Below are 13,305 nucleotides of genomic sequence, written 5' to 3' on the forward strand. Positions count from 1 at the left end.
CATCACTTCACCGCGGCGTCCAGCTCGACCGCCGCGCACCCGCGCGGGTCGCCCTTGTTGTAACCCGGCAGCGCCTCCGCGTAGGCCTCGTTGACCTCGCGCCACACCAGCGCCCCGCGCGGGTCAAAGCACTCGTCGAGCACCATGTCCCCGAGCAGCAGGTCGCCCTCCACCTCGCTGCGCAGCTCCCCGTGCGCCCGCCCGGCCCCGTCGGCCTGCCAGCTCATGTCGATCACCGCCCGCTCGATCGCCGGCCCGCTCCACAGCGCCCACTGGAAGGTCGCCGCCAGATCGACGTGGAAGCTGCCCGCCCCGTCCGCCGCCCGCGCGAAGCGATAGCGGGTCGCCGCGAAGTCGTCGTGGATCGGGACCTCCTGCGTGATCGTGAAATCGTCGTAGTCGATGTCGATCGTCTTCAGCTGCGAATCGAGGTCCCGCTCGAAGCGCAGATCGACCACACCGGTGTAGTGCCGGTCGCGGTCCGCACCGATCTTCAGCGCCGACCCGTAGGCCTCGTACACGTCGAAGTCGAGGTGGAACGCCCCGCTGCGCCGCGTCTTCGCCACCGCCACCTCGCCGCTCAGGAGCTGCTGCATGTCCGAGCGCGAGCCCGCCGAGGTCGGCCCGCCCCACACCTCGAAGCGCGACCCGTCCGTATCGCCATCGAGGCGAAACAACCAGCTGACCTCCGCGTCGCGCGGGTGGTACGGCCCGTACACGCGATAGCCCTCGTCGTCCTCGTCCGTGGGAAACCGGTCCAGCAGCTTGAGCACCTTCTCGATCCCCTCGATCGCCGCCGCGATCGTCCCGCCCACGTCGTGCGCGCTCTGCATCGAGATCGCGTACAGGTCGCCGTACTCCGTCAGCTCGCGGTACTCCGCCCCGCGCACCGGCTCGATCATCACGTCGTCCGCCTCGATGAAGGCGTAGTCGGGGGTCAGAAAACAGCCGCCAAGGGCCAGCGACAGCGTGGAAGCGACGATCGTGCGAGTCAGCATGACCCTCCCCAATGCCACCCCCGTGCCAGCCCAAACCGGCCCCCAGCGCCCTTCCAGCCCCTCCGCGGCCGTCCTGTGGCGAACCACCACGTCGCGTCCCGCCGCGCACCGACCACCTGCGGTACGCTCGCCGCGCCTCATGCGAGCCCTGCCCGTGGTGATCGTCCTCCTCGGCGCTTGTCATCCCCGCCCTGAGCGAACTTCCCGCGGACACGGGCCCCGTCGCCAGGGCCTCGCAGGCAGCATGTCGCAAGAGACATGTCCATCCAGCCATGTCGCGCTCTCAGGGCCGGTGCGGTCCGGCTTCTCGGCGACGCCGACCGCCCCGTCCCTTGGCGGAGGCTTGGCTTGCCGGAGGGCCGGAAGAGGCCTCGACCGAGTCCGGCGTAGACCCGGGAATCACCCCGGCGACGGTGTGTCAGGCCGTGTTTGAGGGCGAGGCCTCTTCCGGACATCCGGCTTCTCGAGCCTGCGCGGGCGTCCAAGCCGGGCCGCACCGGCCCGTGCGACGTCGTCCGCACAACCCTGTGCCGACTAGTCGATCGGGTGCATCGCCCCGCGGATCGTCTGGTGCACCACGCCCGCCCCGACCTCGAGCCGCTGGGCGATGTCCTCCATCACCTGCAGCTCCTCGGCGCTGACCTGCCCGTCCGCCGCCGCCACGATCGTCAGGTGCTGGACCAGCTGCGCGCGGTACAGCAGCGGCACCTCGAGCGCAGCCGCGATCCGCCCCTCGAGGTCCCCGATCACCTTGGCCACGTCGACCACCTCGTCGCCGTGGTCCGACCCGAGCAGGCGACCGATCGCCTCCAGCTCGCTCGCCTCGACGCCACCCGACGCCGCCGCCACCGCGACGCCCGCCGTGTACAGCAGCCGCCGCAAAGTGTCCGAGGTCTGGCTCTTCTCCTGCAGGTAGGTCGGCTCCATCAGCTGCATGTCGCGGTCGACCAGCGCCTCCACCTCGGCCAGCCCCCACGCGTCACCCGTCGGCTTGCCCATCGCCGCCAAAAACTCCTTGGAGCGGCTAAACGCCCACACCGCCCGCACCCGCACCGGGTTGTACGGATGCGTGCTGAAGCAGTCGAGGGTGTCCTCGTCGTACTCCTTCTCGCGCGCCTCCGGGGCCGAGGCCAGGCTCTCGACCTGGCGGGCGAAGGTCGCCAGGTCCGGCACCACCCGCGGGCTCGCCATCCCGCTCGCCAGCTTGAAGAAGCCGCTCGCGGCCGCCTGCGGGTCCTGGGCGCACAGCAGACCGATGCGGTCCGCCGACAGCTCGGCGCTGCGGCACCACGCGTACAGCTTGAGCGACATCGGCCGCGACACGAACGGGATCCCGAGCTCCTCGATCATCGCCGCCGCCGGCATCGGCAGCCCGTAGTGATCGAAGGCCGCGTGCCCGAGCTCGTGCCCGATCACGAAGCGCAGCTCGGCCGGCGTGAACGCCTCGAGCAGCCGGCTCGACAGGGTGAGGACCGTCGGCCCGCGCGTCTCGCGGTAGCAGCTCGCGTTGAACTGGTGCTCCGGCGTCACGTAGACCTCGACCGGCCCCTCGTGCCCGATCAGCGCCTTGCACTCCGCCACCGTGTCCGCGATCTCCGGCGACATCGACCGCGTCAGACGCAGCGTCGAGCTCAACAGGCTCCGGCGGTAGCCGTAGCCCTTGCCCCCGCGCACCTCGCGGATCTTCGCCAGCGCCTTGCGCACCCCGAAGTCGCCGACCACCTCGTCGCGCAGCTGCTGCTCGCGCCGGACCTGAAACTGCCTCGGATCGATCTGCATGCCGGATCTCCCACCAAAAAAATCACGGCCGACCTGCACCTCGGCGCAGGTCCGGCCCCATCGACACGCACCTAGGTGCGCGCGTACTTCAGCGTCAACACCTCGAGGATCTTGGTCGCCAGCGAGTCCTCGACCTGCAGCACCCGCTGCATCGCCTCGAGCATCGCGTCCTCCGCCTCGTCGACGTCACCGCTCGACATCGCGATGTCGGCCGCCAGCAGGTAGCACTTGTTCTTCACCGTCTGGTTGGTCAGATCCGACAGCGCCTTCACCGAGTCCTTGAGGCTCGGGTAGCGCTTCAGCACCTTCGCCGCCTCCTGGTAGACCGCGCTGAACTCCTTGCCCTCGAACTCGGGCAGCGCGCTGAAGTAGCTCTCCACCTGCGGCAGCTCCTGCTCGTCGAAGCTTCCGTCGGCGCCGCACATCAGCAGCATCGCGTGCAAGAGCAGCGCGTCGTCGGCCGGCTTCTTCTGCGGGGTGACCTTACCGGTGAGTTTGGACAGTAGACCCATTGATGTTCCTCCTTGAGCTTGTACGGCTCTGTTGCGGCTCGCCGGGGGCACATCGGCCCCGCGGGCCGGAGGAGTGTCGACCACGCCTCGCCCCGGCACAAGCCGCGACCGCCACCAATTCGCCGACCCATTCGCCGCCCCATTCGCCGGCCAATCCCGCGGCCAATCCCGCGGCCAATCCGCGGCCAATACCGCTCACAGCGTGGCCTGGGCCGCCAGCGCGGCCGGCACATCGACCGGCACGCGGATCGTGAAGGTCGAGCCGCGCCCGGCCTCGCTCGTCACGCTCACCTCGCCGGCCATCATCCGGCAGTACTCGCGCGTGATCGTCAGCCCGAGCCCCGTCCCGCCCTTGCGCTGGCTGCTGTCGCCGACCTGCGAGAACGGCACGAACAGCTCGCCGAGCCGCGCCGCCGGGATGCCGATCCCCGTGTCGTGCACCGCGATCACCACCCAGGTGCGCGCCGCGACCCCGAGCCACGACATGCCCGGCTCGACCTCGCGGTGGGCGACCAGGCGGATCGTCCCCTGACTCGTGAACTTCGCCGCGTTGCCGAGCAAGTTCAGCAGCGCCTGCCCGAGCTTGGTCCGGTCGGCGACCACCGCCCCGACCTCCGCCGGGCAATCGACCACCAGCTTGTTGCCCCCGCGCTGCACCAGCGTCGCCATCGTGCTCGCCACGGCGTCGACCAGCGCCGGCACCTCGAAGGACTCACATTCGAGGCGCATCTTCCCGGCCTCGATCTTCGACACGTCGAGGATGTCGTTGATGAGCTGAAGCAGGTGCCCCGCCGCCTGGTGGATCCTCGCCGCGTCGGCGACCGTCGCCGCGCCCTGCGACTCCTCCTGGATCAGCTCGCTGTAGCCGAGGATCGCGTTCAGCGGGGTCCGCAGCTCGTGGCTCACGTTGGCCAGGAACACGCTCTTGGTCCGGCTCGCCTGCAGCGCCCGGTCGCGCGCGTCCACCAGCGCCTCCGAGGTCCGCAGCAGCTCCCGCTCCGCCTGCCGCGACTCCGTCGTGTCGCGGAACACGAACACCGCCCCCGTCGCGACCCCACCCACGATCAACGGCGTCAACACGCAGGCCACGGGCCGCGCCTCGCCCGCGCCCCGCAGCAGCGACCGGTCGTAGCGCAGCGTCTGCCGCTGCCCGACCACGAAGCCGAGCACCACCGCCGCCACCACCGCGTCGCCGTCGGCGACCGCGTGCAGGCTGAAGCGATCGAGCACCGACTTGCCCCGCAGCGCCGCCTCGTCCGCCCCCAGCAGCGCCTGCGCGCTCGCGTTGGCCGACTGCACCACGCCCCGCGGGTCGAGCACACACAGCCCGTCGCTGAGCGCCGCCAGCACCGACGCGAGCCGGTCCCGCTCGCCCGCCAGCCGCGTCTCGGAGGCCTGGCGCAGGTTCTCGTAGAGCGCCTGCATCTCGCGCGACGACAGGTCGAGCGAGCGCTCGAGCAAGTAGCGGTCCTCCTCGGCGCTGGTGTAGCTGCGGCTCACCGTGGCGAGCAGCGCCTGCCACTGCGACGCCGACGGCGGCCCGTCCTGGGCCGTCAGACCCAGACGTCGCAGCTGCCTCTGGAGCAGCCGGTGCAGCTCGGCTTCAGCGCTCACAGATCGTCGTCAGCGTCATGGTCTGGTTGTGAAGATCGCAGTCCCCCGACGCGCTCGGCGACAGCTCTCCGTACGAATAGAACCCCACCACCTGCGCGCCCGCCGGCAGCGCCTCCTGGACCGCCTCGACCTCCTCGTCGCTGCGGTCACGCAGCACCAGACGCCGCCCCACGCAGCTGATCGCGATCGCCAGCGTGTCGCCCGCGACCAGGGCCCGCGCCCGCCCGGCCGCGTCCTCGGCCCCCTCGATCAGCCGGTCGAGCTGCGCCTTCATCAGCTGCGCCTGCGCGCCGGTCGGGATGTCCCCGGCGAAGGTCAGCGACTGCGTGGCCTCGTCGACCGCGAGGATCGTCCGCACCACCCGACGCCCCTCGCCCTCGTCGCGCGACAGCGCCAGCGGGAACAGCAGCCCGGTCGCCGGCAGCCCGTCCGCGCGCTCGCCGAGGTACTGCTTGTACAGCTCGAGCGCCGGCTTGCCGTCGAGCTCGTAGAGGACGTTGCCCTTGCTGCGCGTCACCAGCCGCCGCGGCCCGAACGGGTCCCAGCCGCCCGCCGACCCGTGACCGATCGCCACCCGCTCGCCATAGAAGCCCACCGCCGTCACGTGCCCCGAGCTCGGCGCCCCGTCGTGCAGCACCCAGGTGCGCACGAAACGGTCCCCGTCGCCCGCCAGCCCGCCCGTGACCACGACCCCCGCCGGCAGCACCGACGACAGCCCGCGCACCAGCTCGCTGCCGTTGACCAGCAGCCCGTCCGACAGCACGTGCACCCCGCGCAGGCCCTCGCCCGCGAGCTGGCGGCCGATCGCCTCGCCCGCCGCGAACGACTGGTCCGCCGCGCTGATCGGCGCCGACGCGGTCGCCAGCCGCGTCGCCGCGAAGCGGGCCACCGCGACCACCAGGCTGTCGTCGCCGACCCCCGCCCGCTGCCCGCCCTGGCTGCCGAAGATCTCGCCCGCCGTCGAGCAGCCGATCACCCGCGAACGCGGGAAGGCCCGCGCCAGGTCGATCACCGGACCTGGCCGATCGAGCAGGTTCGACGGCCCGAACACCAGCACCAGCGTCTGCTCCGAGTCGAGCCCCAGCGGCAGACCGCTCGCCCCGTCGGAACGCGCCCCCTCAAGCCGCACGCTGCGTAGCTCCAAGCGCCACCTCCCTCGTCCCGGGACTCTACCGACCCCCCCACAAACCGGCAATCAAACGCTGTTCCTGGGGCCCATTCGGCGGGCGAGTCTGCACCCTGTCCCTCAGGACATGTCATCAAGGACATCTGCCAGCAAGCTCGCCGGCGCGCCGAGCCCGGCCAGCGCCCCCGCCAGGTCGGCCGGCACCGCCGCCGTCAGCAGCAGCGGCGCCCCGCTCACGGGGTGGTGCAGGCGCAGCGAGCGGGCGTGCAGGGCCAGGCGATGCAGGTCGTGCTGCTCGCGGAACAGCCGGTTGTGCTCGCCCTTGCCGTAGCGGACGTCTCCGATCAGCGGGCAGCTGATGTGCTTGAGGTGGCGACGGATCTGATGCAGCCGTCCGGTGCGCGGCGCGGCCGCGACCACCGCGTAGCGGCCAGCCCGGTGCAGCGTACGGATGTCCGTCACCGCCGGCACCCGCGGCCCGTCCTCGCTGCGGGGGATCGGGTGGTCGATCTCCGCCGCGTCGGGCGGCGCCCCGCGGACGATCGCCAGATAACGCTTCGCTCACCGTCCCCGCCGTCCACTGCTCCTGCAGCGCCCGCGCCACCGCCGATGACAACGCGAACACCAGCACCCCGCTGGCCCCGCGATCGAGCCGGTGCACCGGATACACGTAGGCCCCGACCGCGTCGCGCACCAGCCCCAGCAGCGCAACCTCGTCGTCCGCCCACCCGCGATGCACCACCAGCCCCGCCGGCTTGTCGACCACGACCATCGCCTCGTCGCGGTACACGATCTGCTCTGGCCTCAGGGACATGTCCGATGGGCCAGCCAATCCGCCGACCCTCATGGCCGCCCCATCACCCGGGGCCCCATCACCCGGGGCCCCATCACCCGGGGCCCCATCACCCGGGGCCCCATCACCCGGGGCCCCATCACCCGGGGCAAGGCTCGTTCCACACGTAACAACAGGTCGTCGCGTCGCCCGCGTTGCGCTTGGCCTTGGTCGCCTTCTCGTCGAGGGTGCCGCGCGCCCCCGCGGGCACGCCGGCCGGCGGCTGGGCCCCGCTCTCGATCGCCACCGCCGCACGGATCCCGATCGGGCAGGTGAAGGTCGTGCCGGTCGACGGCTCGGCCACCGTGGCCGCCTCGCTCGCGCTCGCGCACCAGCCCGCGCCCGGGCACGCTGGCGGCCCCTTGGACCCGCCCGCGCAGGCCCCAGTGAAGCCGATGAAGACGACGCACAGCGCACCCACGACGAGCTTGGTCCGCGACATTGGCGGGACCCTAACACGCCCGCGACCGCGCGGCCTACTCCGCGACGCGCCCAAGTTGACGCCGCATCCTCGCAGCACTCGCCCCTCGCCTCGTTCTGGCACTGTCCGATCGGCGACGGCCCGTCGTCGTCCGCACAGCCCAGGCCCGCCGCCGCGAAGATCAGGGCGAGCCAGGCTCCGGGGAGGAGCATCGCAGGACGGTCGTGCGCACCCTCGCGCGGGTCAAGACGATACCCTAGCCCGATGTCCCTGGCCAGCTCCGCCGCCCGCGTGATCCGTCAGCAGCTCCGCGCTCATGTCGCCTGGCTCCCGCTCGCCAACAACTTTGAGCTCGGCGACTTCGGCGTCGTCAGCGGCGGCGTGTTCACCCGCCTCGGCAACGTGCGCAGCCTCGGCGTCCGCTTCAAGACCCGCAGCACCGCCGGCGCGCCCTTCGAGTTTCGCTCCGGCGGAACCACCGAGGTGACGCTCGACGCCGACGCCAAGCTCGACATCGCCGCGGGCCTCGACGCCAGCGCCGGTCTGCGCATCGCCTTCGCCAGCGCCGAGTCGCTGTTCCTCCGCGCCGCCGAGATCGTGATCTCGGAGATCGACGAGCTGCTGCCGGTCGCCGCCGTGCTGCGCAACCACTCGCAGTGGCGCCTGCGCTACCGCGTCGTCCACAAGGTGTGGACCGGGCACGACGCGATCTTCATCACCAGCGCCGAGAGCGACGCGGTGATCGACCTCCGCGGCAGCCTCGAGGCGATCCAGGGCCTCCGCCAGGGCCGCGCCAACCTCGATCTCCAGGTCCACAACAAGACCAACGTCGGCCTCGACCTCATCGGCCACACCGGCCCGATCGCCCTCGGCCTGTTCCGCGTGCGCCTGGTCGGCGGCGACCCCGAGCTGCTCGACTTCAGCGTCGGCGCCGTCCCGAGCGGCGGCGTGCCGTATGAGCTCGACCAGCCCGGTGAGCACGACGAGCCCGTCGACGACCTGTGATCGATCGCGCCCGCGGACAGCTGTCGGCGTGAGGCCTGGACGCCCCAGCGAGGACCATCGCGACCTCGCCGTCACATCATAACCTGTCCCAAGAGACATCCTGCGCGCAACGCCCAGGATTGTCGGCCCGCGCCGCTTGTGCCTACGATGCCCGGCGATGATGGGTGAACACAGCCGCCGTAACCTGCTGCGCCTGGCCATGTCGACCCTCGCGGCCGCCCCGCTCGCCTGCTACGGCGGCGACGGCACCGCGACCCAGGCCGACAGCACCGGCGCCAGCGAGCCCGCCAGCACCACCGGCGACGACACGCCGACCACCAGCGCCGGCGACAGCACCGGCGACAGCACCGGCGACGCCAGCACCGGCGAGCCCGTCGACTGCTACTCCACCCGCGACTTCTTCGCCGACCGCGTGTGGGCCCCGCTCATGTCGAGCAACTGCGCCATGTGCCACGAGCCCACCGGCGTCGCGGCCGAGAAGGGCGCCAAGTTTCGCCTCCTCACCCCCGTCTACCCCGGCTTCATCGAGGCCAACATCGAGAACATCAAGAGCCTCGCGGGCTACGAGTACGAGGGCGTCCCGCTGCTGCTCGCCAAGCCGACCGGCCTCGTCGACCACGGCGGCGGCGTCCAGCTCAGCGAGGGCACCCAGGTCTTCGATGACCTCGCCGAGCTCATCGCCCAGCTCGACGCCCCCGTCGAGTGCGCCCCCAAGCCCCCGTCCGCCGCATTCCCCGACGTCTCCCTGCTCACCCCCGAGGAGACCCTGCGCAAGGCCGCCCTGCACCTGGTCGGCCGCCTGCCCACCGCCGACGAGCGCAGCGCCGTCGCCGACGGCGGCGAGCCGGCCCTGCTCGCCGCGCTCGACGCCTTCATGCAGGAGGACGCCTTCTACGACCGCCTCGCCGACATCTACAACGATGTCTTCTTCACCGACACCTACCTCGTCCGCGACGGCGTCCAGTTCCTCAACGCCGCCACCCCCGACTTCCCGAACGTCACCAAGTACCTCGACACCATGAACCCCTTGCCGGCCGACCAGAAGGCCCGGGTCAAGAAGGCCGTCGCCCGCGAGCCGCTCTCGCTGGTCCAGTACATCGTCCGCAACGACCTCCCGCTCACCGACCTGCTGCTCGCGCCCTACACCGTCTTCACCCCCGACTCCGCCTGGCTGTACGGCGTCGACGCCAAGTTCGACGACCCCAACAACCCCAACGAGCTCCAGCCCGGCGTCCTCAAGGTCACGCGCAACGGCAAGCCGATCGAGTACCCGCACGCCGGCGTGCTCACCTCGCCGATGTGGCTCAACCGCTTCCCGACCACCCCGACCAACCGCAACCGCCACCGCGCGCGCAAGGTCTACGATCAATTCCTCGCCACCGACGTGCTCGCGCTGGCCAGCCAGGCGATCGACCCCGCCGCCGGCTCGACCTTCTCCAACCCCACGCGCGACGCCTCCGAGTGCGCCAAGTGCCACCGCGTCATCGACCCGATCGCCGGCGGCTTCCAGATGTTCGACAAGAACAACCAGGAGTTCCTGCTCGACCCGCCGGTCTGGTACCCGGAGATGTTCGCCCCCGGCTACGGCAACGAGCTCATGCCCGCCGACCTGTTCGCCACCGGCGTGCGCTGGCTCGCCGAGCGCGTCGCCGCCGACCCGCGCTTCAGCCTCGCCACCACCTACACCATCTTCGCCGCGCTCACCGGCCAGAAGCCGCTGCGCTACCCCACCGACACCGCGAGCCCCGACTACAAGTCGCTGCTGGCCGCCTGGCAGGTCCAGGACGAGCTCCTCCGCTCGATCTCCGAGGAGTTCATCGCCGCCAACTACGACCTCAAGCTCATCATCCGCGAGGTCATCCGCGGGCCCTACTACCGCGGCATCGGCATGAGCAAGGAGCCGAGCGCGGCCCGCCGCGCCGAGCTGGTCGCCGTCGGCACCGGCCGCCTCTCCACCCCGGAGCTGCTCACCCGCAAGATCCAGAGCGTCACGGGCGTCCGCTGGGGCGGCACCGGCACCGACCTGCTGGTCGGCGAGTACAAGATCCTCTACGGCGGCATCGACTCCTTCGACGTCACCCAGCGCCTCACCGCCACCAACCAGATCATGGCCGCGGTCGCCACCCGCATGGCCATCGAGGTCGCCTGCATCGCCACCGCCTTCGACTTCAGCAAGCCGATGGCGGAGCGCCTGCTGTTCCCGCTGGTCGACCCGGTCGACACCCCCGACTTCAACGAGGGCGCGATCCGCAAGAACATCGCCCACCTGCACGACCGCGTGCTCGGCGAGGTCGTCGCCGAGGACTCGCCCGAGGTCGACGCCACCCTCGCCCTCTTCTACGACACCTGGACCGCCGGCGTGCAGAGCATCGCCGACAAGACCGAGACCACCTCCCTCGGCTCGTGCCAGGCCCTCAAGGACCCGACCACCAACACCGACCTCCCCGCCGAGCGCCAGATCAAGCTCGACGAGACCTACGCCATCCGCGCCTGGCAGGCCGTCATCATCTACCTGCTGTCCGACTACAAGTTCCTCTACGAGTGAGCCCGCCTCCTCGCGCACCCCACGGAGACCACCATGGACCGCCGAAGCTTCCTTCAGATCGCCGCGATGACCGGGCTCGCCGTCGCCGCTCCCCGCAGCGCCCGCGCCCTCACCCCCTACGCCGGCCCCTTCTACGTCATGATCTCGGCCCGCGGCGGCTGGGACCCCACCTACCTCTGCGACCCCAAGCCCAAGGGCGGCCCCTTCAACCGCCTCTACGACTTCGACCCCGCCATCGACAAGGTCGGCCCCTTCCACTTCGCCGACATCCCGCTCGCCGCCAACCTGGTCACCGACCCGATGGCGATGCAGTACCTGATGAAGACCGGCGACTTCTTCAGCAAGCACGTCAACAACCTGCTCGTGGTCAACGGCGTCAACATGCAGACCAACAACCACGACCGCGGCGTCACCACCACGTGGTCGGGCCGCGGCGACGGCGGCTACCCGAACTTCGCCGCCCTGGTCGCGGCCACCCGCGCCCCCGCCCACCCGCTCGCCTTCATCAGCTCCGGCGGCTACGACGGCACCGGCAACCTCCTCCCGGTCACCCGCCTCAACTCGGTCACCTCCTTCCGCAAGCTCGCCGAGCCCAACCGGGTCAACCCCGCCGACCCGATGAACCAGAGCACCTACGTGCCGGCCGCCACCTTCGACCGCATCCGCGCGGCCCAGGACGCCCGCCTCAAGGCCTACAAGGACGCCCAGCACCTGCCCCGCATCGCCGACTCCGCCGGCCAGCTCTACGTCGCCCGCGGCAACCTGGACAGCCTCTCGCAGGTCGCCCTCCCGGACACCCTGATCGACATCCCCAACGAGCTCTCCGACCTCGAGCGCATGATGCAGCAGACCCAGCTGGCGATCGCCGCCTTCCAGGCCGGCCTCGCCGTCGGCGTCAACCTCGAGCTCGGCGGCTTCGACACCCACGCCAACCACGACACCACGCAGGTGCGCCAGCTCGCCAAGCTGCTCAAGGGCATCGACTACGTCGTCGAACAGGCCACCGCCGCCGGCCTCTACGGCGACATCGTGATCATGGTCGGCTCCGACTTCGGCCGCGGCAAGGGCTACAACGGCGTCAACCCCGGCGACGGCAAGGACCACTGGCCCGTCAGCAGCGCCATGTTCCTGAGCGGCGACCCCAGCCTCATCGGCGCCGGCCGCCTCGTCGGCGGCACCGACGAGGTCGACCAGCTGCCGCTCCCCGTCGACCCCGACACCCTCGACACCCTCGAGCCCGGCGACGACACCGGCGTCGTGATCACCGCCGGGCACATCCACCTCGCCCTGCGTGAGCTCGCGGGGATCAGCGAGGGCGCGCCGGCCCAGAAGTTCAAGCTCGCCGGCGAGATCCTCCCGATCTTCACCTGATCACCCGCAGACCGCCGCCTCCTGTGCATCTGCACAGGCGGGCGGGCCACCTCAGCGCCCCCACAGACCCGCAGTAGATCCGCAGTAGATCCGCAGCGGACCCGAGATCGACGGCGGCCGCGAAATATGCGATCCCGATCCCGCGTCGCTGCGTACCCTGCGACCCCGAAGGTCGGACCATGCACGCCGCCGTCGAAGCACCCTCTGGACTCGTGTACTTCTGCGACGCCGCCGAGCACATCATCGGCGTGCGCCCCGCGGCCACACGCGTCCATGAGTTGCTCGCCGGAACCCCGGGCTCGCCCGGCATCATCAACGCCAATTGCCGCAAGGCCCGCTTCAACGGCCCCCGCTCGCTCTCCATCGATCCCGGCCATCACATCCTCTACGTCGCCGACACCGGCAATCAGTCGGTGCGCCAGGTCGACCTCCGGGTCCGCGTCGTCAACACCGTCGTCAACCTCCTCGACGCCCGCGCCATCGCTGGCGTCGCCGAGTTCACCCCCGGCGGCGTCGCCTTCGACGGCGACGACCTGCTCGCGATCGCCGACATCAAGAACCACATCCTCTGGGCCTACCAGATCAGCCAGCACCGCCTCCGCGTCCTCGCTGGCGCCCCCGGTCAGCACGGCCTCGTCGACGGCGAGCCCGAGCGCGCCCGCTTCTGGCTGCCCACCACGATCTCCCTCGCCGACGACCACTCCGGCTTCATCGTCACCGAGGCCGGCAATCGCCAGCGTCGCCTGGTCACCCGCGCCGGCCTGGTCCGCACCCTCCCGCGCTGACAGGAGTGGGGCGACCCGCAGGGGCGCACCCGAAGCCCGCGCTGACGCCCGTGCCGGGATCCCCCGCGCTGACGCCGTGCCGCATTAACGACAAAGAGACCCGAGCCGCGAAGCCCGGGTCCGTGCTGCTTAACGACAAAGAGACCCGGGCCGCGAGGCCCGGGTCTCCCGTGTTCACAGCGCAGGACGATCAGTAGCGACCGCCGCCACCGCCGCCACGACCACGGCCACCGCCGCCGCCGCCGCCACCGCCGCCGCCGTAGCTTCCGCCACCGCCGCCGCCGTAGCCGCCGCCGCCGCCGCCGCCGCGCGCCACC

11 protein-coding genes and 1 pseudogene are annotated in these 13,305 nt (G+C 71.3%); 4 read left to right on the forward strand and 8 right to left on the reverse strand.

The window, feature by feature from the left end; all coding sequences use genetic code 11:
• Window positions 1–2: 2 nt before the first annotated feature.
• From IPJ59_RS33045 to IPJ59_RS33075, 8 genes and pseudogenes are all read right to left on the reverse strand, one after another.
• A complete protein-coding gene (locus IPJ59_RS33045) occupies window positions 3–998 on the reverse strand; it encodes a hypothetical protein (protein WP_293275242.1) in 996 nt (331 codons plus the stop codon).
• 534 nt (window positions 999–1,532) lie between these two features.
• Entirely contained in the window at window positions 1,533–2,777 is a 1,245-nt protein-coding gene (locus IPJ59_RS33050; protein ID WP_293275244.1) for a M48 family metallopeptidase, read from the reverse strand.
• 71 nt (window positions 2,778–2,848) lie between these two features.
• Window positions 2,849–3,289, reverse strand: coding sequence for a tellurite resistance TerB family protein (locus IPJ59_RS33055; RefSeq protein WP_293262213.1), 441 nt, complete (start codon window positions 3,287–3,289; stop codon window positions 2,849–2,851).
• Between the two features lie 195 nt (window positions 3,290–3,484).
• On the reverse strand, window positions 3,485–4,903 hold the full coding sequence (locus IPJ59_RS33060) for a PAS domain-containing sensor histidine kinase (RefSeq protein ID WP_293275246.1): 1,419 nt from the start codon (window positions 4,901–4,903) through the stop codon (window positions 3,485–3,487).
• Window positions 4,893–6,047, reverse strand: coding sequence for an FIST signal transduction protein (locus tag IPJ59_RS33065; RefSeq protein ID WP_293275248.1), 1,155 nt, complete (start codon window positions 6,045–6,047; stop codon window positions 4,893–4,895). The genes IPJ59_RS33060 and IPJ59_RS33065 overlap by 11 nt, the downstream gene beginning before the upstream one ends.
• A gap of 102 nt (window positions 6,048–6,149) precedes the next feature.
• The gene (locus IPJ59_RS33070; protein ID WP_293275345.1) at window positions 6,150–6,578 is read right to left on the reverse strand and encodes a pseudouridine synthase; all 429 of its coding nucleotides are present in this window, start codon (window positions 6,576–6,578) and stop codon (window positions 6,150–6,152) included.
• 79 nt (window positions 6,579–6,657) lie between these two features.
• Window positions 6,658–6,876 (reverse strand): annotated as a pseudogene (locus IPJ59_RS38395) (pseudouridine synthase); the annotation flags it as partial.
• An 85-nt stretch (window positions 6,877–6,961) separates the two neighbouring features.
• Window positions 6,962–7,303, reverse strand: a complete 342-nt coding sequence (locus IPJ59_RS33075) for a hypothetical protein (protein ID WP_293262224.1) — start codon at window positions 7,301–7,303, stop codon at window positions 6,962–6,964.
• 243 nt (window positions 7,304–7,546) lie between these two features.
• On the opposite strand from IPJ59_RS33075, the gene IPJ59_RS33080 reads away from it, so the two are divergent.
• From IPJ59_RS33080 to IPJ59_RS33095, 4 genes are all read left to right on the forward strand, one after another.
• On the forward strand, window positions 7,547–8,287 hold the full coding sequence (locus IPJ59_RS33080; RefSeq protein ID WP_293262226.1) for a hypothetical protein: 741 nt from the start codon (window positions 7,547–7,549) through the stop codon (window positions 8,285–8,287).
• Window positions 8,288–8,444: 157 nt separating this feature from the next.
• Window positions 8,445–10,832, forward strand: a complete 2,388-nt coding sequence (locus IPJ59_RS33085; RefSeq protein WP_293275250.1) for a DUF1588 domain-containing protein — start codon at window positions 8,445–8,447, stop codon at window positions 10,830–10,832.
• A gap of 33 nt (window positions 10,833–10,865) precedes the next feature.
• A complete protein-coding gene (locus IPJ59_RS33090; RefSeq protein ID WP_293275252.1) occupies window positions 10,866–12,203 on the forward strand; it encodes a DUF1501 domain-containing protein in 1,338 nt (445 codons plus the stop codon).
• 179 nt (window positions 12,204–12,382) lie between these two features.
• Window positions 12,383–12,988: an NHL repeat-containing protein gene (locus IPJ59_RS33095; protein ID WP_293262232.1), complete on the forward strand. Its 606-nt coding sequence runs from the start codon at window positions 12,383–12,385 to the stop codon at window positions 12,986–12,988.
• Window positions 12,989–13,305: the final 317 nt, after the last annotated feature.

Source organism: Nannocystis sp., assembly GCF_016714285.1.
Taxonomy (GTDB): domain Bacteria; phylum Myxococcota_A; class Polyangia; order Nannocystales; family Nannocystaceae; genus Nannocystis.

Coding starts and splice junctions, on each gene's coding strand:
- IPJ59_RS33045 (WP_293275242.1), bottom strand. CDS start 998: ATGCTGACTCGCACGATCGTCGCTTCCACGCTGTCGCTGGCCCTTGGC.
- IPJ59_RS33050 (WP_293275244.1), bottom strand. CDS start 2,777: ATGCAGATCGATCCGAGGCAGTTTCAGGTCCGGCGCGAGCAGCAGCTG.
- IPJ59_RS33055 (WP_293262213.1), bottom strand. CDS start 3,289: ATGGGTCTACTGTCCAAACTCACCGGTAAGGTCACCCCGCAGAAGAAG.
- IPJ59_RS33075 (WP_293262224.1), bottom strand. CDS start 7,303: ATGTCGCGGACCAAGCTCGTCGTGGGTGCGCTGTGCGTCGTCTTCATC.
- IPJ59_RS33080 (WP_293262226.1), top strand. CDS start 7,547: ATGTCCCTGGCCAGCTCCGCCGCCCGCGTGATCCGTCAGCAGCTCCGC.
- IPJ59_RS33085 (WP_293275250.1), top strand. CDS start 8,445: ATGATGGGTGAACACAGCCGCCGTAACCTGCTGCGCCTGGCCATGTCG.
- IPJ59_RS33090 (WP_293275252.1), top strand. CDS start 10,866: ATGGACCGCCGAAGCTTCCTTCAGATCGCCGCGATGACCGGGCTCGCC.
- IPJ59_RS33095 (WP_293262232.1), top strand. CDS start 12,383: ATGCACGCCGCCGTCGAAGCACCCTCTGGACTCGTGTACTTCTGCGAC.